The 24,021-nt window shown below is 67.2% G+C and carries 22 protein-coding genes; 2 read left to right on the top strand and 20 right to left on the bottom strand.

Features of this window, described 5'->3' with window-relative positions:
* Nucleotides 1-545 precede the first annotated feature (545 nt).
* The 15 genes from NCW75_09660 to NCW75_09590 all read right to left on the bottom strand — a co-directional run bounded on the left by NCW75_09660 (nt 546) and on the right by NCW75_09590 (nt 17,644).
* Nucleotides 546-1,877 carry a hypothetical protein gene (locus NCW75_09660; GenBank protein UYV11567.1) on the bottom strand — a complete coding sequence of 444 codons (1,332 nt, stop codon included), beginning with the start codon at nt 1,875-1,877 and terminating at the stop codon, nt 546-548.
* A complete protein-coding gene (locus NCW75_09655; protein UYV11566.1) occupies nt 1,855-4,350 on the bottom strand; it encodes a hypothetical protein in 2,496 nt (831 codons plus the stop codon). Before NCW75_09655 ends, NCW75_09660 begins: the two co-directional genes overlap by 23 nt.
* An 11-nt stretch (nt 4,351-4,361) precedes the next feature.
* Nucleotides 4,362-4,892: a hypothetical protein gene (locus NCW75_09650; GenBank protein ID UYV11565.1), complete on the bottom strand. Its 531-nt coding sequence runs from the start codon at nt 4,890-4,892 to the stop codon at nt 4,362-4,364.
* Nucleotides 4,889-5,524: a type II secretion system protein M gene (locus tag NCW75_09645; GenBank protein UYV11564.1), complete on the bottom strand. Its 636-nt coding sequence runs from the start codon at nt 5,522-5,524 to the stop codon at nt 4,889-4,891. The genes NCW75_09650 and NCW75_09645 overlap by 4 nt, the downstream gene beginning before the upstream one ends.
* Nucleotides 5,521-7,296, bottom strand: a complete 1,776-nt coding sequence (locus NCW75_09640) for a hypothetical protein (protein ID UYV11563.1) — start codon at nt 7,294-7,296, stop codon at nt 5,521-5,523. The genes NCW75_09645 and NCW75_09640 overlap by 4 nt, the downstream gene beginning before the upstream one ends.
* 23 nt (nt 7,297-7,319) lie before the next feature.
* Nucleotides 7,320-8,642, bottom strand: coding sequence for a type II secretion system protein GspK (locus NCW75_09635; protein ID UYV11562.1), 1,323 nt, complete (start codon nt 8,640-8,642; stop codon nt 7,320-7,322).
* Nucleotides 8,639-9,340, bottom strand: a complete 702-nt coding sequence (locus tag NCW75_09630; GenBank protein ID UYV11561.1) for a type II secretion system GspH family protein — start codon at nt 9,338-9,340, stop codon at nt 8,639-8,641. The genes NCW75_09635 and NCW75_09630 overlap by 4 nt, the downstream gene beginning before the upstream one ends.
* On the bottom strand, nt 9,337-9,774 hold the full coding sequence (locus NCW75_09625) for a hypothetical protein (protein UYV11560.1): 438 nt from the start codon (nt 9,772-9,774) through the stop codon (nt 9,337-9,339). The genes NCW75_09630 and NCW75_09625 overlap by 4 nt, the downstream gene beginning before the upstream one ends.
* The gene (locus NCW75_09620; protein ID UYV11559.1) at nt 9,768-10,304 is read right to left on the bottom strand and encodes a type II secretion system GspH family protein; all 537 of its coding nucleotides are present in this window, start codon (nt 10,302-10,304) and stop codon (nt 9,768-9,770) included. Before NCW75_09620 ends, NCW75_09625 begins: the two co-directional genes overlap by 7 nt.
* A 34-nt stretch (nt 10,305-10,338) precedes the next feature.
* Nucleotides 10,339-10,779 carry a type II secretion system major pseudopilin GspG gene (gspG, locus tag NCW75_09615; protein UYV11558.1) on the bottom strand — a complete coding sequence of 147 codons (441 nt, stop codon included), beginning with the start codon at nt 10,777-10,779 and terminating at the stop codon, nt 10,339-10,341.
* A 29-nt stretch (nt 10,780-10,808) separates the two neighbouring features.
* Nucleotides 10,809-12,062: a type II secretion system F family protein gene (locus tag NCW75_09610; GenBank protein ID UYV11557.1), complete on the bottom strand. Its 1,254-nt coding sequence runs from the start codon at nt 12,060-12,062 to the stop codon at nt 10,809-10,811.
* Entirely contained in the window at nt 12,062-13,591 is a 1,530-nt protein-coding gene (locus NCW75_09605) for a GspE/PulE family protein (GenBank protein UYV11556.1), read from the bottom strand. Before NCW75_09605 ends, NCW75_09610 begins: the two co-directional genes overlap by 1 nt.
* A gap of 105 nt (nt 13,592-13,696) precedes the next feature.
* On the bottom strand, nt 13,697-14,845 hold the full coding sequence (locus NCW75_09600; protein UYV11555.1) for a hypothetical protein: 1,149 nt from the start codon (nt 14,843-14,845) through the stop codon (nt 13,697-13,699).
* Between the two features lie 247 nt (nt 14,846-15,092).
* Nucleotides 15,093-16,298, bottom strand: coding sequence for a hypothetical protein (locus NCW75_09595; GenBank protein ID UYV11554.1), 1,206 nt, complete (start codon nt 16,296-16,298; stop codon nt 15,093-15,095).
* Between the two features lie 137 nt (nt 16,299-16,435).
* Nucleotides 16,436-17,644, bottom strand: a complete 1,209-nt coding sequence (locus tag NCW75_09590) for a hypothetical protein (GenBank protein UYV11553.1) — start codon at nt 17,642-17,644, stop codon at nt 16,436-16,438.
* A 144-nt stretch (nt 17,645-17,788) separates the two neighbouring features.
* Here NCW75_09590 and NCW75_09585 point away from each other — a divergent pair, with 144 nt between their 5' ends.
* Nucleotides 17,789-18,157 (top strand): aspartate 1-decarboxylase, encoded by a 369-nt coding sequence (locus NCW75_09585; GenBank protein ID UYV11552.1) that lies wholly within the window; start codon nt 17,789-17,791, stop codon nt 18,155-18,157.
* Here the strand turns inward: NCW75_09585 and NCW75_09580 are convergent.
* From NCW75_09580 to NCW75_09565, 4 genes are all read right to left on the bottom strand, one after another.
* Entirely contained in the window at nt 18,154-19,320 is a 1,167-nt protein-coding gene (locus NCW75_09580) for a glycosyltransferase family 1 protein (GenBank protein ID UYV11551.1), read from the bottom strand. The genes NCW75_09585 and NCW75_09580 overlap by 4 nt on opposite strands.
* Nucleotides 19,321-19,429: 109 nt before the next feature.
* Nucleotides 19,430-20,668 carry an NADP-dependent isocitrate dehydrogenase gene (icd, locus tag NCW75_09575; protein ID UYV11550.1) on the bottom strand — a complete coding sequence of 413 codons (1,239 nt, stop codon included), beginning with the start codon at nt 20,666-20,668 and terminating at the stop codon, nt 19,430-19,432.
* 69 nt (nt 20,669-20,737) lie between these two features.
* Nucleotides 20,738-22,183: a 3-phosphoshikimate 1-carboxyvinyltransferase gene (gene aroA, locus NCW75_09570; protein ID UYV11549.1), complete on the bottom strand. Its 1,446-nt coding sequence runs from the start codon at nt 22,181-22,183 to the stop codon at nt 20,738-20,740.
* A 29-nt stretch (nt 22,184-22,212) separates the two neighbouring features.
* Nucleotides 22,213-22,557, bottom strand: coding sequence for a co-chaperone GroES (locus NCW75_09565; protein ID UYV11548.1), 345 nt, complete (start codon nt 22,555-22,557; stop codon nt 22,213-22,215).
* Between the two features lie 129 nt (nt 22,558-22,686).
* Between NCW75_09565 and NCW75_09560 the strand changes: the two genes are divergently transcribed.
* Complete coding sequence (locus NCW75_09560) at nt 22,687-23,208, top strand: adenine phosphoribosyltransferase (protein UYV11547.1); 522 nt, start codon at nt 22,687-22,689, stop codon at nt 23,206-23,208.
* A 114-nt stretch (nt 23,209-23,322) separates the two neighbouring features.
* Here the strand turns inward: NCW75_09560 and NCW75_09555 are convergent, their stop codons facing one another.
* Nucleotides 23,323-23,895 (bottom strand): PEP-CTERM sorting domain-containing protein, encoded by a 573-nt coding sequence (locus NCW75_09555; GenBank protein ID UYV11546.1) that lies wholly within the window; start codon nt 23,893-23,895, stop codon nt 23,323-23,325.
* Nucleotides 23,896-24,021: the final 126 nt, after the last annotated feature.

Raw genomic sequence — 24,021 nt, 5'->3', positions numbered from 1 at the left:
GATTCCCGGCCTCCGACCACGGTTTTTCGCCCCGGCCTAGCCGCTCACAGCCCGCCCGACGCCCGGATAACGGGCGGCCGCGCTGGACGAGGCCGGCCATTCGTCGAGCGCGGCCGCCCGTTTGCCACGCGCGGCCGGCACGTCGTCGGGCGAGGCCGGCCAAGGGTCGAGCCCCGGCGGCCATCCGTTCCGCGTCGCCGCCGATGTGTCCGGCGGGTGGGTCCACGCGGCGGGTGATCGGGCCCGGCCGTCTGGCGGATCGCCCCGTTTGGGGCCCGGTCCGAGCGTCGAGCGCGACGATCGCGCTTCGGCGCGTTGGTGCCCCCTTTCTCACGAAAGGGGCTCGTCGGATCTTGGTGTTCGAGCCCTTCGCGGCCTTCGCGTTCACCCCATCAACGGACGCTCGGGCGTTGGTCCGCGTGCTCACGCCCGCGGCTCGGACGGAGGACGTGCCTCCGCTCCGGCCCCATTGCCTATTGCCAATACACCGTGCAAGGCCATCACTGGCAATTGGGATTTGGCAGTTGGCAATTGATCCGGAGTGTTCACGGCGTCGATGTCGGCGCCATGCCGAAGACCATCAGGCTCGTCGCCGTGCGGCGCATCGGGGCGAGCAGGATGAAGGGGCGGTCGATGCTGGCCGTGCGGCGGGGCAGGTAATCCTCGCTCAGCACGCGCGTTTCGGTGCCGCGGCCGGCCTGGGGCCCCGGCGTCCACAGGACCAGGCCATCGGGCGTCGAGCACAGGGCGCGGCCATCGCCGGCGTCGACCGCCGCCACGCTCTTGGGCGCGAGGGCGACCAGCGTGCGGCGCGAAGCGTCGATGGCGGCGCAGCGGTCCATGCCGGGGTGGAAGAAGATCGGGCCGAGCGCCGACTCCGTCGGGGGGTTTGTGGCGCCGGCGAGCGCGTCGCTCGCCGACAGCCCGTGCACCGCCGACTGCGAGGCCGCGACGATCTGGGCGGCGCCGTCGATGCCGCCGCTCGACGCCAGGTCGAAGCGGCGGACGATGGCGCCGATCTCGTTGCCGGGCGTGGTACCGCCGCCAGTGGTCAGGTCGATGAGCAGCAGCGTGATCGCGCCGCCGTCGCCGACGGCCAGGCACGTCGCGTGCCGGCGATCGGGGCCGACCAGCGGGAACACCAGGTCGGCGTCGGGCAGCACCAGGGTGCGTTCGGTGCCATCGCGCTCGCGGTGCACGAGCGTGGAGCGTGAGCCCGGGCCCGAATCCAGACGAACGCGCTTGGCGTACAGGATCGCGCCCGCGTCGGCGAACACGGCGTGGGCGGCGACGGCGTCGCTCCGCACGAGCCAGCGGATTTGCGCGGCTCCTTCGCTCCGGCCATCGGACCACCCCGCGATGCCGATCCACCGCGAGCCGTCGGGCCGCGGCGACTCAACCAAAACCCCCTCGGGGCTGGCGTCGCGGCCCAGCAGGATGGGGGCGTTGAGGTCGAACACCTCGACGCGCGGCTGCACGCCGCCGATGCCGCTGGTCAATGGCGAGATCGACACCGTGGCGTACGAACCGGTCGGCGTGGGACGGGGCACGTCGATCGCCAGCCGCTGCTCGCGCGGCGGGGCGGGGCTGTCCTGGGCGGCGATGAACCGGCCGTCGGGGCTCACCATCGGCACGCTCAGGCCGTCGTAGGCCACCGAGCCCATCGCGTCGACCGCGACCGTGACGCGCGAGCCCGAGGTGCCACCGAGCACCGGCCGCGCGAGCGGGTCCTCGGGCAGCTCCGGCACGGCGCGCGACCGCTCGTCTCGCTGGTCACGCAGCTCCTGCGTGCGGCCCTCATCGACCACACATCCGCCCGCGGCGAGCGCGAGCACGAGCACGGCGGCCCACTGGTTAGCCCTGGTCCGGCGCACCATCACCCTCAACAGAGCCGATCGGAAGCTCGCCCTCGAGCGGCTCCTCGATGCCCATGTTCTCGCGCTGCATCCGCAGACGCAGGCGGTAGGCCTCGTTCATGAGGTCGGCCTCGTCGCCGTTCTCGACGATCACCGGCGTGATGAAGATCAGCTGCTCGGTCGTGCTCGCGCTCTGCTCGCGCGAGCGGAACAGCCAGCCCAGCAGCGGGATGTCGCCCAGCAGCGGGATCTTGCGGACGACCTCGGTGTCCTCGTTGCGCATGATGCCCGAGATCACCAGCGTCTGCCCGCTGCGAACGATGAGCTGCGTGGTCGTCTCGCGGCGGTCGACCACGACCTGCCCGCTGGCGTTTTGCTGGCCGGGCGCGACCGAGCTCAGCTCGATATTCACGCGCAGGTCGACGTCCTTGTTCGGAGTCAAGCGCGGCCGCACGCGGAGCTGGATGCCCACCGCGCGATACTCGAAGCCCTGCGTCGTGCCGCCGGTGTCGGTGGTCTGCGCGTTGGTGATAAACGGGATGTCCTGGCCGTCGAAGAACTCGGCCTCCTGGTTATCGCTGGTAAAGATGATCGGCCGGCTCAGGATGCTCACGTTCGTCCGCTCGTCGAGCGCCTGCAGCACGGCGTTGAGGTCGATGCCCACGTTCAGCACGCTGGTGTCGAAGAGGTTGCCGAAGACGCCGCCCTCGGACGCGGTCGTGCTCGACACGAAGCCGATCGAGTTGTCCGTGCGGCTGGGATTGATGCTCGAACTCGACCACCGCAGCCCCAGCGCCTCGGCATCGTCGCGGCTGACCTCGGCGATCACGGCCTGGATGAGCACCTGCCGGCCCGGCTGGTCGAGCTGCTCGATCAGATCGATGATCGCCGCGCGATACTCGGGTGGGCTGAGCACCATGATGGCGTTCTGCCGCCACACCGGCACGATGCGCAGCTTGCCGATCAGGTTGCTCGGCCCCGCGTTGTCGGTCTGCTCGCGGGCGGTCTGCCACCAGAAGGTGATACTGCCCGGGTCGTTCTCGGTATCCGCCGCGGCATCGGTGGTCGCGTCATCCGCGAACGGGCTATCGCCCGCACCCGAGCCGGTCGAGAGCCCGCTCTCACTCCGGGGAATACTCGCCAGCGTGCCGTCGAGCGCCAGCAGCGCGTTGAGCTGCTCGGCGACCTCTTCGGCCGACACGTGCTTGAGCGACACGATCGCCGGCAGGCCAACGCTCTTGGGCTTGTCGATCTCGCGGATGATGTCATCGATCACCGACAGATTGTCCGGGCTCTTGGCGATCACCGCGATCTGCCCGGCCGAAGGGATCGCCTCGAACGCGAACTGCCCGGCCAGCCGGCCGACGCCCTGCGACGAGCCGCTGGTGCCCTGGTTGGCCTGGCCACCCTGGTTGCCCTGCCCGCCGCCGCCACCGGCCGAGGCATCGGCCTCGCCGAACAGCCCGACCAGCAGGTCGCGCACGGCGATCGGGTCGCTGTTCTCCAGCGTGTAGATGCGCGGCGTGACCGTCTCCTCGGGCAGCGGCTGGTCCCACTCCTGGTCGATCAGCTCGCCGATCTGATCGAGCACGCCCTGCTCGGCGGCCACGGTGACGGCATTCTGCTGGGTGTTGGCCGTCACGCGCAGCTCGGCCGTCGACGCGCCACCCGACCCCTCGTCTTCGCCGCCGCCGCGACCGAAGAAGCGGTTGAAGTTCTGGCCGCGGTTCTGCTGGCCCTGCGTGCTCGCACCGCTCTCGCCGAAGAGCTCGGTGATGTTCTCGGCGATCAGCTCCGCGTCGGCGTAGCGCAGCCGGAATGTCTTGGTCACCAGTGCCCGCGAGCCCGGCTGGTCCATGCCGTTGATGAGCCCCTCGATCCGCCGCAGCAGGCCGATGTTGCCAAGCACCGCGATGTGGTTGCTCGCCTCGTCGACCGTGATCTTCGCGTAGTCGGGCACGACATCGCCCAGCGCTTCGGCGAGGTCGGAAGCCTCGGAGTTGTTGATGCGATAGATCTTCTCGGCCATGGAGCCAAGGTCGGTCCGGTCCAGCACGCTCTCGCTCGGGCCGATCACCGGAACGTCCTGGCGGATCACCTCGGCGATATCGCGGATGAGGATGATGTCCTGGGTCTCAACCACCGCGACACCGTTCTGCTGGAGCGCGAGGATGACCAGGTCGAGCGCCTTCTCCCTCGGCACCGGATTGTCGCTGATCACGGTGACCTTCGCGGTGAGCTTGAACGCGGGGGCGATCACGACCTTGCCGGTCGCCTCAACGATGAACGGCACCAGATCCTCGACCGTGGCTTCCCGGAACGTCAAGGTGGTCGGCGGGCCTTCGAGCACGCGGCGGCCGTTCTGGCCGCGCTCGGGCGGCGTGCCTTCCTGCTCATCCTGGGCAAGAGAGGCCGAGGCCGCGAGCCCGGCCGCGCACAGCATCGCGAGCACCGAAGATCGCGTGAGGAGGCTGGATCGAACGTCAGACTTCATGGAAACCTCGCTTAGCCCGCCGACGACGAGTCCCGCTCGTCCCGGGGAATGACAATCCGATCCCGATCCATCAAGGGCACGTCGAACTCGATGCCTTTCCACAATACCTTGATCGACCACGGCGCCGATGCCTCGAGCACCTGCAATCCATCGTCCTCGCCATCGCCAACCGACAGCATGCGCTTGTCGTCGAACAGCACGCTGCCGTTCACCACGGCCACGACATCCGGCCCGCCGTACGAACTCGGTGCGGGAGGCGGGGAAGGCGGTGGCGGCGGCGGTGGGGGCGACGCGGGAGGTGGTGGCGGCGGCGGCGGTGGGGGGGGCGCACCGGGGACAAAGAACGGCGAACGCCCGTCCAATTGTGCGCGATACGCGGCCGTCACGTCGCCGAGTTCGGTGGCCTCGTTGGCGATCGGGTCATCCGATGGCAGGGACAACATCGCCGACTGCGCCACGCCACCCAGCCCGACGACCAGAGCCACGCCCGCCGCCGTGCCGGCAGCGCCAACGAGAATCCAAGCCGATCTCGGAGCGATCATGACGCGCCTCCCGCCGTCTCACGCGCCTTGCTCCCGAGCGCCCAGGCCTCGACCGTCAGCGTGGCGGATACCTGCCGCGAACCATCATCCGCCCGTAGCACGATCACACGTGTTACGGCCGCCACGTCCGGGCTCGCTTCAAGGGCCCCAAGCACGGTGCTGAAGGCCTCGGGCGAGGCGTCGAAGCTCAGCGTGCTCACGAGCTTCACCAGCGAGCCGCGCCCACCGAAGTACTGCGTTGCCGGGCCGTCGGCCAGGTTCTGCTCGCTGGTTTGCGTGCGGGCCCCGGAGACACCCGCGTCGCGCAGCGCCCGGTCGACCGCCCGGTTGAGCGCCGTCGCCCGCTCGCTCCGCGGTCCGGGCAGCTCAACCTCGCCATGCAAGCGCGAGCCAAGGGCGATCAACTGCTGGTGGCCCTGCGCCCGCTGGCCCATCGCGTTAACCGCTCGGATGCGGGCCGCCATCGCGTCGGCGTTCCCGTTCGCCTTGACGGTGGCGTCGATCACCGGCTCGACCACCAAGAAGTACGCCCCGATGCCAAGCCCGGCCAGCACCAGCCAGCGGACGGACCTGGGCAGCCCGCCGTACCAGGCCAGCGGCCCCGAGCGCGTTGTGCTTGCTGGTACGGTCATCCGCCGCTCCCCACTTCACGATAGCGTTCGATGAGCTTGGTCGCCTCTTCCGACAGCCTTGCCCGTGTGCCCTCATCGTTGTTGGTATCGCGCGATGCGCTCAGCCGCACCCGCCACTCGCTCATCAGTTGTGCCCGGTCCATGCCGGCGATCTGCTCGTCGGTGATCGGCGTCGGCACGCCGTCGACCGATGCCGGCCCACTCTCGCCCGAGGGCCGCCGATCGCCCGACGCGCTCCGGCCAGATTCGATCGCGCCATCGCGCTCCGATCGATCGCTCGAACCGTCTCGTGCGGCGGCGGACGGCCTCGCCCGACCACCCGACGAACTCGCGGCCGCGATGATCGGCGTCGTGTCGTTGGTCGCGCCCTCGCCATACAGCACCTCGGCCAGCGGCATCTCGGCATAGTCCATCGGCACGCTGCCCCGCGACACCGCGTTTCGAACCCGGGCACTGATCTGGAACTCGACCGAGTCTTCGACTACCTCGCGCCGCACGACCGTGACCGCTCCGAGCGTCCCCAGGTCGTTCAGTGCCGACTCGAACTGGGTCAGCAGCGTCTCGGGCGGCCCCTCGAGCGTCGGCCCGCTCGGCGCGACCTGGACAAAGCCCTCGATATCGATCTGCGCGGTGCTGTCCATCCGCACGCTCTGCACCACGACGTGGACCGGAGCCGCCGCGCTCACCTCGGCCAGCATCTTAGTCATGGGCCACACGCGCTCGTTGAGCTGCCCATAGATCGACGCCTTGCGAGCGTCGGCCTGATACCGCTCTCGCAGGGCCTCGGCTCGCCGCTCCTTCGACACCAGCATCGCCTCGCGCACCTTCGCGGCCAGCAACGGCGAGAACAGCAGCACCAGCACGAACACCGCGCACGCCAGCGCCACGTGCCGGGGCGAAACCAGCCATGCGTCCACACGCTGGCCGAGCGTTGCCCGCGTCGTGGGCTGGCCGGCGCGCAGCCCGGCGAGCGCCCGAACCGCCGCGTCATCGGAGAGCGCCAGCATCGCCGCACACGTGGGCAAGAGCACGCCCGCGGCCTCGCCGGCATCCTGAGGCCACCCCTGCACCCGACTGGCGATCGCGTCGCCCACGCCCCGCGACCAGCCCACACGCCGGCCATCCCAGGGCGAGGCCGACCCTGCCAGCGCCGACTTCACCTCGTCGTCATGGAGCCCAACCGCCCCGGCCGCCTCGCGCAGCCGGCGTTCGACGTGCTCGTCGCTGCCAACCACGCCTGGCACCTCGCGCAGCGCCCGCACCAAGAGCCCCTCGGGCCCGCTGGCCGCCACGATCAGCACGCCCTGGGCGTCGTCGCTGGCGTACGCACACCCCTGGGCCAGCGAGACCGCTAGGCCAAGGGCCGCCGGCGCTGTCGCATAGGTGGTGTGCGCTTCGTCCGCCGGGTCCCCATCGCCGGCCATCCAGGCCGTGAGCAGCGCCGTATGGCCCTGCCCCTCGGTCGGCAGCGCACCGCAAGCGCGGCGCCACGGCGGCACGCGCTCGGGCAGCTCGCCGTCGCCCAGCACGTCCAGCACGCGAACCATCTCATCGCTCGGCAGGGCGTCCACACCCCGGCAGCGCACCAGCGTGCGCGCCCAGGGCGTCACGCCCACACGGGGCATCTCGCTCGAACCGGACACCGAGCTCGCACGAGTCGACAGCCGGAAGCGCTGGCCCGAGCCCTGGAGCACAACCTCGGCACCACGATCGCCCGCGCGATCGAACGCGACCACCCCGCGGGATTCCGTCTGTTCGCGTTTCTTGGCCAAATGCTCCCCTTACCCAGCCTTGCCTATCGGATAACCACGTCACGGATGACCACGGGCAGCCGAGACCGATCCACCGTTGCGATCAGTTCTACGCGCATGCCAGACGCCTCGTCCACGCCCACGCTGCGAATCACGAACACAGAGCTTCGAAACCCGAACACCTGGATCAGCTCCTGCACGCGCCCTCGCGTCAAGCCCGGCACGTCGAGCATGTCCGCCACGGTCCTGAACCCCAACGCCCGCCCGGCTCGCTCGCGGATCAGGATCTCCGCGACCGAACTGGTGACGCCGGGCGCATACGCCAGGGCGTCCTCGGAGATCGTGTTCAGGTTGATCCGCCCGGGCAAGGTCGGCCCGGTGTCGTCTAGCCAGGGCGAATCGAGGGCCGCTTCTTCGAGCAAGAGACCGATCTGCTCATCGGTCAGCGGTTGGGCCCGCGGATCGATCGCTTGTCCGGTCAGCCCCGGCAGCGACCGCAGCGGCGTGTTGATCAGCGCCTCGAGCGAAGCGGCGTTCGTGCCGGCATACTGCGCGATCACGTCGGCCTGCTCGGCCGTAATGCCCACGCGGCCGACAAGCTCCGCACCGCCCAGGCCAAGCCCCAGCCGCACACGCGGCTGCCCCGACAATCCGAATGTGCTCTCGGCGCTCACCACCGTCAGGATGCCCGACCAGCCCGCTTCCAGCACGCCGTCGGCGTTATCACGCGGCCAGACGTCGTCGCCATCGTTCTCGTTGGGGTCGAGCACGCCGTTGAGGTTCCAGTCCTCCTCGCGCACGTCCATGGGCAGGATGCCCAGGAGCAGTTCCAACTCCTCGATGGTTTGCAATGGCCCGTTCCGCGGCTCGTACGAATGTTCCTGAGAGAGGTACGACCCGATCTCGGCCCCAAGCGGGCTCACCTCGTCATCGGGGTCCGTCCAATCGATGATCCGCGAGATCAGGTCCTCGGTCATGTTGGGCAGCCAGAACAAGTCCTCGCTCGACATGCGCGCGATGTTGATGCGAGCGCCGGCATCGGCCGGCCCATCGAACCGCTCGCCGCCCTCCCAGTGCTCGATCGAGTACGACCCGCCGCCGACAGTGCCACGGGCCGCATCCGACATCCGGTCGTACACGTCGTACGCGTCGGTCGGGTGCGGGTCCTCGGTGTCGTCGGCAAGGATGGCGATCATCCGCTCCATGCCCGAGATCGCCGCCCAGCGGGCGCGAACCTCGGCTAGGCTGTCACGAGCGCCGAACGCCTGCCCGATGCCCGCCGACTGCACGCCCAGCACGAGCACCGCCGTCAGGCCGATGACCCACAGCGCCAGCACCGTCGCGAAGCTCCGCCGGGCGTGCCTCATCCGCCACCCCCAACGGCCTCGCTGGCGGCTTCGACCTCGGCAAGCGTGGGTTGCCCGAACACCCGCGGGATCGACGCTACCCGCCGAGCCACAGCCGATCCGCGCCCATCGGGCGTGCGCGTGCGCACCTCGATCAAGACCATGTGCGGCAACCCGGTCTGATCGGAATCCCACGCGGCCCACACGCCCTCGGCATCACCGGCCGTCACCGAAAAGGAGACCACGTCACGCGCCACTTCGGTCGCCACGCCGCCCGCGTCCTGGTACTCATCGAAGCCCATGTCCGCCCGGCGCCACAGCGCCGGTCCCTCGGCACCGCCGCGCACCTTGAACCCAACCTCGAACTCGCCGCCCTCGCTTTCGAGCGCGGCGTTGCTCACCGGCCGCACCGGCTCCAACCCGCGGGCCAGCATGTAAATCGAATCCTGGGCCGAATCACCCCGGCCGCCATCGCGGATGACCAGCCGTGTCTGCGTCAGGTCCTGACGCCGGACGGTCTGGAGCACGGCCCGTTGCACCATCTGTGCCGCCCGATCGGCGCTGGCCCACGCGCGAGCCTGCGCGCGCGAGGCCTGCCGAGCCGAGGAAAGCCGCGCGACCGAACCGGCCACCAAGGCCGAGATCATCACGACAATCCCCGCCGCCACCAGCGTCTCGACGAGTGTGAACCCGTGTTGGTGCCGCGTCGTGTGGATCATCGGTCGATCGGCTCCGGCGGCTGGCGGTTCGGGTCGGGATCGTCGCCCAGCCTCGGGGCGATCAGGGCATCCAACTCGAAAGAACGCGACTGACCCGTTGCCGATTGCCACCGCACGCGAATATTCACCTCGTCGGCCTCGCCCGCGCGTCCGGTGTCGATGTCCACCTCGTACTCGAACCGCTCGAACGGCTCGCTCGCCCTCCCGCGAGAACGCATCACCTGCGTGTACTCGTCGGTGCCATACGCGTGGATGGTCGACATCACCTCGTCGGCCACCATGCCCGCCTGCCGCAGGTCGGCGGCCTCACGCTGCATCGACAGCGCCCGCGTCGAGACCGCCAGGATGCCGCCCAGCGCAACGCCAAGCAACACCGTGCCAACGATCACATCGACCAGCAGAAAACCACGTTGACGTGCGGAGCGCCTCACCACGGCGTGCTCTCCATCCCGGTCGCGTCCAGGTCCACGCGGCCCGGGGGCTCGATGAGCCGTTCGCCCTCGACCACCACCGCACGCAACGCGCCGGCCATCAACGCGACGCTCACACGCGCATCGCTCCCGGCCAGCCCGAGTTCCACGCTCCTGCCGCCGCCCAACTCAACGATCCACGGCGTGCCCGAGACCGGTTGCCCGTCCAGGTACACCTCCGAGATCGTCCCGTGATTTAGCGTCACCGCCGGCATGAACGGATCCCGCCGCCAAACCCACACCTCGTTGCGGCCCGATGTCTCGAGGACCCGCCGCTCGACTTCCACACGCTTCGCCTCGGCCCGCACACGCAGCGGTTCCGACGCGATCGCCCCGCGCCCGGCCGCGTTCGAGAGCAAGCCGGCCACTGCGTCCGCCTCGGCCGACACCCCGCGCCCGGCCATGGTCGCCACGCGCGGGACCATCAGGCCCAGGATCAGCCCGACGATCACCAGCGTCACCATCAACTCAACCAGCGTGAACGCCCGGCCCATCATCGCTCCAGATCAGGAATGCCCGCCGCGCCGATCACGGCGCGACGATGTCCGCGTCCTCGCCCTCGCCGCCCGGCTGCCCGTCGGCACCGAAGCTGATGATGTCGAAGTCGGTGTTCTTCTCACCCGGCGCCAGAATGATGAACGGGTTGCCCCACGGGTCGTTTAGCGCCTCATCGTTGCTCAGATATGGCCCGTTCCAGGTGCCGCTCATGCCGCTGGGCTCGACGCGCAGGAACTCGAGCGTGCCCGAATCGGGCAGCTTGCCCATGTCGATCAGGAACACCTGAACCTGGCCCGCGATGCTCGACGCGTTGCTCTGCGCGGTCGCCTGGCGGCTCTGCCCGATGCGGCTGAACAGGCGCGGCACGACGACGGCCGCGATGATGCCCATGATCGTGATGATCACCAGCACCTCGATAATCGTGAATGCTCGCCCGACCCGACGCCGCTGGCGACGCTTGTTCTGGTTCATGCTCTGCGCTCCATATCCAATTCCACTGTTCACATCGCGTTCCCGGCCACGTCCTGCAATTCGAGCATCGGCAGCAGGATCGCCAGCACGATGAACCCAACCACTCCCGCCATCATCACCACCAGCAATGGCGGCAGCAGCGTGGTCACCATCTTCAGCGTCGCCTCGGTGCGTTCTTCCATCGCCCGGGCCGCGTGGCCCAGCAATTCTTCGAGTCGTCCGGACCGCTCGCCCATCGCCACGATTTGCACGAGCATCGGCGGGAAGTACCCGCTCTGTTCCATGGGTGTGGCCAGCGTTTTGCCATGCGATACCTGAGTCACGACATCGTCGATCACGTTCTCGAGCGCCCGGTTGTTCAGCGTCGCCCGCGTGATGCGAAGCGCCTGCAACAAGCTGATGCCCGAGCCCGTCAGCGTGCCCAGCGTGCGCGTGAACCGGCTCACGGCCACGTCGCGTGCAAGCAGTCCAATCAACGGGGTCGCCAGTAGCGCCTTGTCCATGCTCAGCCGGCCCTCGTCGCTTCGCCGCATCGCCACGAAGCCCGCGATCAGCAGCCCGAACAACGCCAGCAGCAGCCACCACCAGCCGAGCACCAGGTTCGCGAACGCCTGAACCACGAGCGTGGGCCAGGGCAGCTTGTCGATCGCGCCGGCCGCCTCTTCGAGGATCTTCGGCGCGATCACGGTCGAGACCAGCACGATCGACGCCAGGCACAGCACCATCAGCAGCCCGGGATAGGTCGTCGCGCCAACCAGAGCCCGCCGCAGCCGGACGTCGCGCTCGAGCAAGTCGGCAAGTTGCCCGAGCACCTCGCCCAGCTTGCCCGACGCCTCGCCCGCGCGCACCATGCTCACGCTCAGATCGCTGGCGAGCTCGGGCGACGCCTCAAACGCGTCACCGAGCCCACGGCCCGCCTCGACCTTCTCGATCACCCGCTCCATCACCGCCCGCTGCGCCTTGCTGCCCCGCTGCCGCGCGATCAACCGCAGCGCTTGCACCAGCGGCAGGCCAGCGTCCAGGCCCGTTGCCAGCTCACGCATCACCGCGGCCCGTTGCGTGCCGCTGTATCGGCCGCTGCTGAGCGAAAAGCCACGAGCGGTCGCACCCTGCTCGTTGTGCTCCGCCGCCACGCTCTTCGACGCGGTGAACGCGTCCATCGGCTCGACCAGCAGCGGCGTCATACCACGGCGCGAAACCTCACGGATCGCCGCCGCGCGCGTCGGCGCGTCGATGATCGGGGCGTCGCCCCCGCCCGCGCACTGCACGCGAAAGCTCGGCATCAGTCCGAATCCTCAAGCAGCAGGTCGGTGCCGCTATCCTGCGTCGCCCGCAGCACCTCGCCCACGGTGGTCAGCCCTTGCTGGGCCTTGAGCAGGCCGTCGCGTCGCATGGTCAGGTGCGAGGGACCGGCCGTCTCGAGCAGCTTGTGCGCGTTCACGCGCTCGCCGATGGCCGTGCGCATCGCGCGGGTCACGGTCATCAGTTCGTAGAAGCCGATGCGACCCTTGAAGAACGACATGCCCGCGTCGTGCGAATCGATCGCCTCGCCCTGTGCGTCGGCGAACAATGCCCGCTCCTGCGCGGTTAGCCGCAGCATCTCGGCATCGGTCGGCCGGTGGGGGAACGCGAACTTGCTCGACAAACGCCGCCCAAGCCGCTGGGCGATGACCGCTTCGAGCACGCTGGCCAGCAGGAAGGGCTCGATGCCCATATCCAGCATGCGGCCCACCGCGCTTGCCGCGTCGTTGGTGTGGAGCGTCGACAAGATCAAGTGGCCCGTCATGGCGGCGCGCACCGAGATTTCGGCGGTCTCGCCGTCGCGGATCTCGCCGACCATAACCACATCTGGGTCCTGCCGCAAGATCGATCGCAAACCCGACGCGAAGCTCAGCCCACGCTTGGGATTGACCGGAATCTGGTTCACGCCCTCGAGCTCATACTCCACCGGGTCTTCGATCGTGATGATCTTCTTGCGTGGGTCGTACAGCTTGCTGAGCGCCGCATACAACGTTGTTGTCTTACCCGAGCCGGTCGGCCCGGTGACCAGAACCATGCCGTGCGGGATGGCGATCAGCCGATCGATCTCGATGCGATCGGTCTCGCGCATGCCCAGCGTCTTCAGATCGAGTTGCAACGACTGCTTGTCTAGCACGCGCATCACGATCGATTCGCCGTAGATCGTCGGTGCCGTCGAAACGCGGATGTCGATCTTGCGACCATCGAACCGCAGCGTGATGTGCCCGTCTTGCGGCGCGTACCGCTCGGCGATGTTCATCCCCGCCATGATCTTGATTCGGCTGGTGATTGCCGGCTGCAACCGCTTGGGAGGCGGCTGCTGTTCGACCAGCACGCCGTCGATGCGGTACTTCACCTTCAGATCCCGCTCGAACGGTTCAACATGTACGTCGCTGCCGCCAAGCCGGATCGCTTCGAGGATCAGCAGGTTCACCAGGTTGATCAGCGAGGGCTGCTCGGCCATCCGGTGCAGGTCTTCGGCCTCGATCGACTCGAGGTTGGCCAGCACCTCGTCGTCGCCCTCGCCCAGGCTCGCCGCCATCGCTGCCGCCGTCGTGCCATACTCGCGCTGCACGAGCGCCCGGAACGCGGGTTCGGCGATAGCGACCGGCGTCACCGGCCTGTCCACGATCAGCGATGCCTCGTCGGCCGAGGCCCAGTCTTGCGGGTCGAGCATCGCCAGAACAACCCGATCTTCACTCTCCCCGATGGGGGCGCAGTGCAGACGCGCGACATCATCGCCGCCCATCAGCCGCGCGATCGCACGCTCCACGGTCGGGGCCTCGGTCAGCATCGGTGCGGGAACCTTCGCGGAATCGGAAGCGGCCCCGGCAACATGGCCGTTGCTGGAGCCCACATCCGACGATCGATCTGTCGCTGCTGCACTATCCAATGTGGATCAGCCCCCACCAAACTGCCGCAAGACCTCGTCGGCATCAAATCCCGAGTCGCCCACCTCGGGCATGCGTTCGATCTGATCGGATGTCAGGATCGACCGCACCCGCTCGATGAATCGCTCGTCGATCTCCTTGCGGGCCTCCTCGGCTTCGTCGGCCTCGGAGTTTTCACCCCCAAAGCCCCACCAGCCCTGCTCGCCCTCGGCCTGCTGGCTGTCGATCGCCTTGGCCCACCGCTCGTTCACCGGCGCGACCTCGCGCTGGTAGCTCGAACGGATGGCGTCCAAGCTCTCGCTTTGCGATGCCGACAAGTCATCGAGCTTGCCGGCGGCCTCGATCTGGCGCTCGGCCTTGCTCTGGCGGTATACGGTCGGCCACGAACGACGCTTGACCTCGCGATCCCACCTGGCCTGATTCTCGGCGGGCAGGATCTGCATGATCTGGCGAGCGTACCGGGCGTTGACGGCCTTGCCCTGGGTGCCCAACTCACGCAGGTCGGCCATCGCTTCCTGCATCTGCGTCATGGCTTCCGCATCGAAGCCCATGTTCTCGCTGTCTTCGTCCATGTCCCGCATGCGCTCCAGCCAGCCACGTGAGAACTCGGTCGATCGGTCGATCAAGCGTGCGTAGATAGGGTCGATCTCCGCCTCATAGGCGAGCAACGCCTCACGAGCCGCCTCATTGCCCGAAATCTCGACCTCACGGGCGATTTCGTGCAGGTCGAGCGTCCCCCCGCTCACCACGCTCATCTGGCTGGCCATCTCCACTTCCTCGCGACGGCGGGCACGCTCGACCCGGACAAACGCCTCCTGCTGCGCGGGCTCGATCGCGAGCATCTCGAGATCGTTAAAGAACGTCTCCTCCAGATCCTCCAACCGATCGATGAACCCCAGCATGATCTTGCCCATGGGCTTCATCATCTTCTGCCAGTCACCGGTCTTACTCGCATCTTCCTGGAGCGACCGCATCGCGTCCTCGATGGTGTCACTGGCCCGCTTGAACTTGTCGATGTAGTCGCGATGCAGCATCTCGGCGGTCTCACGCTGCAACTCGTCGAAGCCCAGGATGTCCGAGTACGTGCCCACTGATTCGCGGCTGATGGCGAACTGCATGGTGTCACCCATGCCCCCCATGCCGCCAAACTGGGCCATCGCCGGAGAGGCCAGGGTGCCCAATAAAGCACAAATCAAAATCCAAACAAAGCCCGCGCCCGTGCGACTGCTTCTCGCCAATGCTCGCATGATGCTCTTCCCCTGTTGCCCGGCCGGGTGCCACCCACGAATGGAGTGATCGGAACCCACGGAAACCCTTCCGAGACTAGCACTTATTTCGGGACTTCGCCCCTGAAGTTGCACGCCCCCGGGCAGAAGCAGACGCACTTCTCGTTCATTCTACGGCCTATCCACCGATCCGGATCGATCGACGGGTGCCCCCACTTGGGTTAAATCGCACCTCGTCGAACGACTCACTGGCCGCAGGAAGCTCGGCCAACTGGTCCTCGCTCAGGATCGCGGCCAGCTTCGCTTCCAGCCGCTCGTCGAGTTCCTTGACCGCCTTGCGGGCCTCGTCGCTCGGCGTGGGCTCCTGGCCGTCGATCATCACCATCACCCCGGGCGGCAGCGTGTTTTCCTTCTCACGTTCCTTCTCGGCGGCCACCCACCGGTCCCGGGCCGTCCCGACATCGCGGCCGTGCTGCTCGGTCACGGCGTCGAGCTGTTCCTTCTGCTCGGTGGTGAGGCTCTCAAGCGCGTTCGCCGCTTCCAGCCGCCGCTCGCCATCGGTCTGTCGGTACACGCGCGCGAACGACTTGCGGATCCACTCCTGTTCGATCGAGTTGTCCTCGATCGCGCCGCTCAGGTTGCGCACGGCTTGTTCGCTGGCCGACACGATCCGCGCGTCGATGGCCCGAAGGTCCTCGTACGGATCATCGCCGCCGCCGATCATGACGATGCCGCCCTGGAATCCTGCACCGCCGCCGATGTCCTCCGCCTTCCTCGCACGTTCCACCAGCAGCCCGTCCACCTGCACGGCCCAGCGGTCCAGCACCTCGGCCACGTCCTGCCGGGCATACACGGACTCGAACTGTGCCCGCACCAACTCGTCCAGATCCACGCGCGCCTGCGAGCGGGTGAGCGAGCCCATGTGCTGCCCGCGCCGGTGCAGCCGTTCGGCCTTGGGCCAGAGCGCTTCCTGGTCGCCCGTAAGCATGGCCCGAACGTCTTGCAGGAAGGTGCTCTCCAGCGCGTCGACCGAATCCTGGTACGAGCCGGTGACTTCTTTGATGCGCGTGAACATCTCCGAGAAGTCGCCCTCATCGGCCAGCTCGCGGGCGCTCTCGATGCTCTGCCGCATCGCGTCACCGAGCGCCTGCCGCTTGCCGGCGACCTCCTTAAAGAGTTCCATGGCGACCTCGCGCTGGAGCTCGTCGAGTTCCAGAACCTCGCCGATCCGTTCCACCCGATCTCGCGACAACGCACGGCCGCTTCCCGGCCCGGCCGGCGAGGCTGACGAGGTGACCACGACCGACTCGACCTGCTGCCCCAAAGCCGGGGCACCCATCGACAATCCCAGCCCAACAGCCGCCAGAACAAGTGTTGTCCGCATCGCGAGGCCTCCTGCACAACGCCAAGGGCGAACCGGCCCACACAGCCGGATCACAAAAACGGCGCGGCGTTCCATCCGTTCGGATGCGCCGCGCCGGCCATGCCGTCACCCCGCACAGTCTACCGAAATCCCCCGATTCAGAACTCGCGCTGTCGAGTCCGCTGGGGCTGCCGGTCGCCGCCACGCTGCCCGCGGGCCCGATCTCCACGGCCCTCGCCGTCCTCATCGGTACCAACGGCCGCGTCGAGCTTGGCGGCCTGCTCCTCGGTGAGCACGGCCTTCAGCTGCTCCACGGTCTTGTTGACCGCATCCCGCTTCTCGCGGAAGAGCTCTCGCGTGCCGTCCTCGTTGCCGCGTCGCCCCCCGCGCATCATGTCACGCAGGTTCATGTTGACCTCGTTGCTCTCGATGGTGTCGGCCAGCTTGCGGTTCACCTGGTCCATCCGGCGCGCGGTCGACTCGGCGATGCCGTTGATCTGCGATCGCTGGTCGTCGCTCAGGTCATCGAGCCCGCGCGCAGCCTCAATCGCCCGGTCGGCCCGGTTCTGGCGGTACACGGTGGGGAAGCTCGCCCGACGCACCGCGGTCTGCATCGCGGGCAGCTTTTCTTCGGGAATCACGGCTTGCAAGCGACGCGCAAAGTTGCGGTGGGTGTCACGCACCCGTACACTCGCGTCGCGAGCCTTCTCGAAATGGTCCTGCAGCGACTCAAAGTCCCGGTCGCGGAACATCTGCAGGCCCTCCTCAAACATCTCATTCCGTGCGATCAGCACGCGATCGAGAGCCAACTCGTAATCAGCCAGCACCATCGAGGCTTCCGAAGCCGGCTCGCCGTCGAGTTCCAGCGTGTCCACGATCTCGAACAGGTCCACACGCTCGCCGCTCATCAGCCCACGGGGCAGCGTCGTCGCGCGGCGGTGGGCCATCTCGACCCTGGGCCAAGCCTCGGCCTGCTCGGGCGTCAGCATCATCTGCAAGTCGCCCATGAGCTGGCTTTCGAGGGTCGCGGCACGCTCATTGGAGGCTTGGCTCAACTCTCGAGCGTTCTGGAAGGCCGAGCCATCACGCGTCTCCTCGAATTCCTGCCTGGCGTTCCGCATCGCCTCGCGGACCTCGTCCATCGAAGTTTGCACGCTGTCGATGTACTCCTCAAGCATGATCTGGGCGATCTCGCGCTGGTCGGCGTCCAACCCCAGGATGTCGGCGTAGTCCTCGAGTTGCTCGCGGTTAACCTGCGGCCCATCGGCACCGCCGAATCCGCCACCACCGCCAAACTGGCCAAACGCGGGCTGGACCACGGCAAGGGCCGACGCCACGCTCGCACACCCGATCAAAATCCTACTCATGAGGCTCGTCATCGTTGGTATCTCCAGTAGTGCAGGCGCACCGCGCCCTCGCGGCCTAACGCACGGGGCAATAAGAGTATTGCTGGCCCGCCGAGGTTCGGCCGGCTCGCAACCGACAAACCCGCCTCGTACAATCCCCTTCCAATGCTCCGAAAAGTCCTCCACAGCAAGATCCATATGGCCGCCGTCACCGCTGCCCGGCCCGATTATGTCGGCTCGATCACCATCGACCGCCGCCTGCTGCGGGCCACCGGCCTCCGCGCCAGCGACGCCGTCGAGATCGCGAACGCCACCAACGGCGAGCGCTTCGAGACCTATGTCTTCCTGGGCGACGACGGCGCCATCGAGGTCAACGGCGCCGCCGCCCTGCTGGTCAAGCCCGGCGACAAGCTGATCATCATGCACTACGCCTTCATGGACGAGGCCGAGTACAAAGCCCACCACCCCCAGGTGGCACTTGTGGGCGAAGGCAACGCCCTCGACCGCGTCGTCGCCTACGACCCCTGGCCCTAAGCGGGCTGCTCCGCGGGCGAACGAACGAGCGCCTCGTGCGCCGCCCAGAACTTCTCGAAGCTCGCCGAGATCGAGAACTTCTGCGCCCAAGGGATTCCCGCCGCCCCCATCGCCTGGCGCTTGTCGTGGTCGATCACCAGGTCGCCCACCGCATCCACCCACGCAGGCGTTTTGTGGCCGGGCAGCACCATGCCGGTTACGCCGTCGTCGACGACCTCCTTCGGCCCACCCTGATCCGCCACGATCACCGGAATGCCGCTGGCCTGGCTCTCGAGCACAACCTGCCCCAGCGTATCGGTCAGCGATGGAAACACGAACATGTCCGACGACGCGTACAGCGTTGCCAGTTCCGTCGCATGCTTGAAGCCCGGGAACACAACGCCGTGCCCGTGGAGCGTCGATTTCATATCATCGAGGTATGGCCCGCCACCCACGACCACCAGCCGCGCATCCACGCCCGCCGCCTTCGCACGCTCGCGCACCTGGGGCCAGATGCCCGTCAGCATCGGCAGGTTCTTCTCCGTGCTGATCCGCCCCACGTACAGCACCTTCACCGAATCTCGCGGCAGGCCATACTCGTCCCACACGCTCGCGTCCTTGTGCTTCGCATCGAAGTCATCGAGCTGGATGCCCGGCTCGAGCTTGGCCATGCGATCCCGCGAGAAGCCCAGCTTCTCGAGCGACTCCATGTACTGCTCGCTGCGAGAGAGGATCAGCTTGAACGGCTTGTAGAAGAACTTCATGTACTGGGCCGTCACCGCCCCATACATCTCGTCGTTAAACAGGTGGTCCATATACGCCGGGAAATCGGTGTGGTACACGCCCGCGATCGGGATGCCGCGCTTTTTGGCAAAGTCACGCCCCACCTTGCCCACCGACCCCGGCGTCGAGACATGAACCACGTCGGGCGCAAACTCCTCTGCGCGCCTCACCATCGCGCCCTTGGGCGGGATCACCATGTCCAGCTCGGCGTACTTGGGCATCTTCATTGCGAACTTGGGCGCGACGTTGTAGAAGCATGGGTCGTCGGGTACCTCGAACCGTGTCGACGTCGCGATCAGCAATTCGCATCCCGCCTTGAGCGACTCGTGCCCCATGTTGCGAATGAACCGGCTCACGCCATTCACATCGCCAAGCGTGTCGGTGAACAGCATCAGCCGCATCAGTCTCTCCAACCGAGCCGCGAGCGTAAGCTCGAGGCCTTAGATTGAAACGAACCCATCAGAAGGCCACGCGCTCACGCACGCGGCTCGGACAGAGCGAGGCCCATTCTCATCCCATCTTCTCGACAACCGCCTCACCAAACTCACTGCACTTCAGCAGCGTCGCTCCATCCATCAACCGCTCGAAGTCGTACGTCACCGTCTTCGCGCCGATGGCTCCCTCGACGCCCTTGATGACCAGGTCGGCCGCCTCCGTCCAGCCCATGTGGCGGAGCATCAGCTCGCCCGACAGAATCAGGCTGCCCGGGTTCACCTTGTCCTGGCCGGCGTACTTCGGGGCCGTGCCGTGCGTGGCCTCGAAGATCGCGTGCCCCGTGTCGTAGTTGATGTTCGCCCCCGGCGCGATGCCGATGCCGCCCACGCACGCCGCCAGCGCGTCGCTCACGTAATCGCCGTTCAGGTTCATCGTCGCGATCACCTCGTAGTCGGCCGGCCGCAACAGGATCTGCTGCAAAAACGCGTCGGCGATCACGTCCTTGATGACAATCTTCTCGCCGTTGGGCGCGGTGAACTCGTGCCACGGCCCGCCATCCAGCGGCTTGGCCCCAAAGTGCTCGGCCGCTACTTCGTAGCCCCACTTCATGAAGGCGCCCTCGGTAAACTTCATGATGTTGCCCTTGTGGACCAGCGTCACCGAGGGCCGGTCGTTGTCGATCGCGTACTGGATCGCCGCCCGCACAAGGCGCTCGGTGCCCTCCTGAGACACGGGCTTGAGCCCGATGCCCACCGAGTCGGGGAAGCGTACCTTCTTCCAGCGATCGGGAAAGGTCTTCGTAAAGCCTTCCTTGAACTTCGCGAGATCGTCGCTGCCCGCCTCGAACTCGATGCCCGCATAAATGTCCTCGGTGTTCTCACGGAAGATCACCATGTCCGTCGCGCCGGGGTTCTTCAGCGGGCTGGGCACGCCCGTAAACCAGCGCACGGGGCGCAGGCACGTGTACAAATCAAGCTGCTGCCTGAGCGCAACATTAATGGAACGAATCCCCCCACCTGTGGGGGTGGTCAGCGGGCCCTTGATGCCCACCAGGTACTCGCGAAACGCATCCAGCGTCGCGTCGGGCAGCCAGTCACCCGTCTTGTCGTGAGCCTTGCCACCGGCAAGCACCTCGTGCCAGTGGATCTTCCGCTCCCCGCCGTACGCCTTCTCAACCGCGGCATCGAACACCCGCACGGAAGCCGCCCAGATGTCCGGCCCGGTGCCATCGCCCTCGATAAACGGGATGATGACGTGGTTCGGGACATTCAAGCGACCATCGCTGGTCGTGATGGGCTCGGCAGTCGCGGGCATCGGCGTGTCTCCGGAGTCTGTAGGGCGGTCGAATCCTCCAGCATAGGAACCCCGCGACACCCGTTTTGTTCACTCGTACAGCTTCGCCAACTCTGACCAGAACCCCGGATAGGTCTTCCGAACACACCCAGGGTCGGCGATACTCACATTGGGCCGATGCAGCGCGATCAAAGACAACGCCATCGCCATCCGGTGATCGTCGTATGTATCGAAGACGACAGAAGGGGCCGAAGCCGACTGGTCGAGCCCGTTCGCGGGCGGCTCGATCCGCACCGCGCCGGCCTCGCCGTGCACGTCGAGTTCGACCTCCACGCCAACCTTGGCCAACTCGGTCTTGAGCGCATGCAATCGATCGGTCTCCTTGACCCGCAGCGTGTGCAGCCCGCGGAGCATCGAGGGCCCGTTCGCCATGCAGGCAAGCACAACCAAGGCCATCGCCGCGTCGGGCATGTCACCCATGTCGGCCATCACTGGCGATAACGCCGATGCCCCCCGCACCGCCAGGCTCGGCCCGTGCGGACCATCATCGGCCGACACCGACCTGGCTTCCGCTCCCATCCGCGCGAGCACCGACGGGAACAGCAGGTCGCCCTGCAATCCCGACTCATCAACGCCAGCTACTGTCACGCGCGCCCCAGGAACCGAGGCCGCAGCCGCCCAGAACACCGACGCCCCGCTCGCATCGGGCTCGATGTCCAACTCGAAACCGGCCGACAGCGTCCCGCCCCGAGAGGTCACCCTCATCACCCGCGAATCCGCCGACGACCGCACGGTGATGCCGAGTACGTCCAGCAGCCCCAGCGTCATGCGCACATACGATGCGCTCGTCGCCTCGCCATAGATCTCGACCGACAGCCCGCCCGGCAGGAAGGCACCAAGCAGCAGCACCGCCGACACAAACTGGCTCGACGGCAACTCATCAAAAACCACCTGGCCGCACTCGGGCAAGCTGGCCGGCGGCGTCACACGGATGGGCGGGCGGCCCGGCTCGCCAAGGCTCTCGATCTTGGCTCCGAGATCACCCAGGGCGCTGGCAAGCTCGCCAATAGGCCGCTGGCACATACGCTCGTTGCCAGTGATGACGACCGGGACGGGCGACAACACGCACGCCGCCGCAAGGAACCGTACCGCCGTCCCGGCGTTCTCCAGATCGAGCGTGACCTCGCCACCGCTCGTGGGCTTCCACCGACCGCCGACGCCGCGCACGCGGATGGTCGTCCCATCCACCTCAACGCCGGCACCGAGCGCGCCCAGTGCCCCGGCCATCACGCGTGTGTCGACCGCATCGGTCAGTGCGCCACGCAGTTCGCATCCCCCGCCCGCCAAGGAAGCCAGCAGCAACGCCCGATTGGTCAGGCTCTTGCTGCCCGGCGGTCGGAGCGTGACATCGAACGGGCTCTGGCCACGGATCGAACGCAGCGTCGGCACCGGCAACGGATCAACGAGTGCGTCGAGCGGCGATGCCAACTGTCCGGCCAGTTGCTCCGCGGTGATCTGTTGGGCATGATCGGGCATGTGGGCTCGCCTCGTCTCCGCTGCGAGCATTACGCCCCGCCGTCGGCATCCGTGTCGTCACCAGCCGTACGAAATACGGCCACGACGTCCGTAATCGGCACCACGAACAGCCGGTTATCGCCCTCGAAGTCGACCGGGATCGCCTTGCCGGGGTGAAACAGCACCCGTTGGTACTGCCGCACCGGGTAGTCCTCGTCGCCGGCCACCTGGCTCGAGATCGCCACGACCCGACCGGTCAGCGTGGGAATCTCCATCTTATCGGGCAGGTGCAGGCCGGCCTTGGTCTGCTTCTTGTCCTCGTCCTTGCGGATGAGCACGCGAGCGCCGATCGGTTCGACCGTCTCGATCCGTTTGGCCGAACGAGCCTGCGCCATCCAATCCGCTCCTTCCAAGTACCAAGGCCTCCTACGGCCCGCACGTTCGTGTGAGGTTGACCAGTCTTGCGACCGCTATCCTAGCTCCGCCCGTGCATCCCACCGACAGCCCCTCGAGAGATCGACCACATGCACAACCAACTACTGGCCTTCATCAGAGACGTGCCCGACTTCCCAAAGCCCGGCATCGTGTTTAAGGACTTCACCCCGCTCCTGGCCGATCCCGCCGCGCTCGCGCTCGCCGTCGAGCTCATGGTCAACCCCTTCCGAGGCCAGGGTGTTGACCTGGTCCTGGGGGCGGAGTCTCGCGGCTTCATCTTTGGCACCGCGATCGCGCAAGCCCTGTCGGCTGGATTCGTGCCGATCCGAAAGGCCGGCAAGCTGCCCCGCCCAGTCCATCATGTGGAATACGAGCTCGAGTACGGATCTGATCGTCTCGAGATCCACGCGGGCGATGTCCCCGCAGATAGCCGGGTGCTGATTGTCGACGATCTCCTGGCGACCGGCGGCACGCTCCGTGCGTCGGCAGAGTTGACCGCGATGGCGGGGGCACGGGTTATCGGCGCGACCGTCCTCATCGAGTTGGCCGCCTTGGCGGGCAGAGCCAAGCTACCTTCTATTGACCCGCTCCATGCGGTCCTGAAGCTCTGAGCCCACGATCGACAAGTAGTTGAGTGGCAAGCGATTGCGCTGCACACAAAAAACACGACCCCGATTCTCATCGGGGTCGTGCCAATCAAATCAATCTGCGTCCGTCAGGCCGTATTAGCGGCGGCGACGGGCGGCGGCCAGGCCGCCGAGGCCCAGCAGGGCCAGGCTGGCGGGGGCGGGAACCACGGTGATCGTGGCGGCGCCCTCGCGGATGTCGGCCAGACGGCTCTCGCTGAGCGAGCTACCGCGATCGACGTAGACGTCGAAGCGGCTGGTTTGCGTGCTCAGGTCGACAACACCCTCATCGCCGGTGGCCGAAGCGGTGTAGGTGGCGCTCCAGAACGCGATGGGGTTGCTGGAGTCGGCGTAGATGCCGGCGGGGGGGAAGTTCAGCTGGCCGGCGATGATGCCGTCCACGCCGGTGGCCGAGCCAGCGCCACCGCTGGTGCCGGGGCCGTTCATGGGGGCGATCAGAGCGATATCGCTCCAGCCGGTCGAGCCGACCGAGCTAATGAAGTTAGTACCGACGCCGGCGACGGCGTAGTCGGTACCGCCGTAGCCGGCGCTCAGGGTAACCATGGTGCTCTCACCCGGGTTCAGGGTGGGGTTGGCAACATCGATGTTAATGGACTGGGCGGCGGCAGCAGCGGCCACACCAGCAACGGCGAGAATAGCAGCAGTCTTCATCTGGATCTCTCCTCTTGAGCTCAAGAAACCTTGTCTCGTGTGTGTAAACAGCAATTCTTCGATCCATGGCTTGCTGACCGGTTGGATCGATTCAGTGAAATTCTAACCGAATCGCCAGCAGCGTGC

Source organism: Phycisphaera sp., assembly GCA_025916675.1.
Classification (GTDB): Bacteria; Planctomycetota; Phycisphaerae; order Phycisphaerales; family UBA1924; genus JAHCJI01.
Note: the sequence above shows the minus strand (reverse complement) of the source record. Positions and strands in the feature narration are given on the sequence as shown.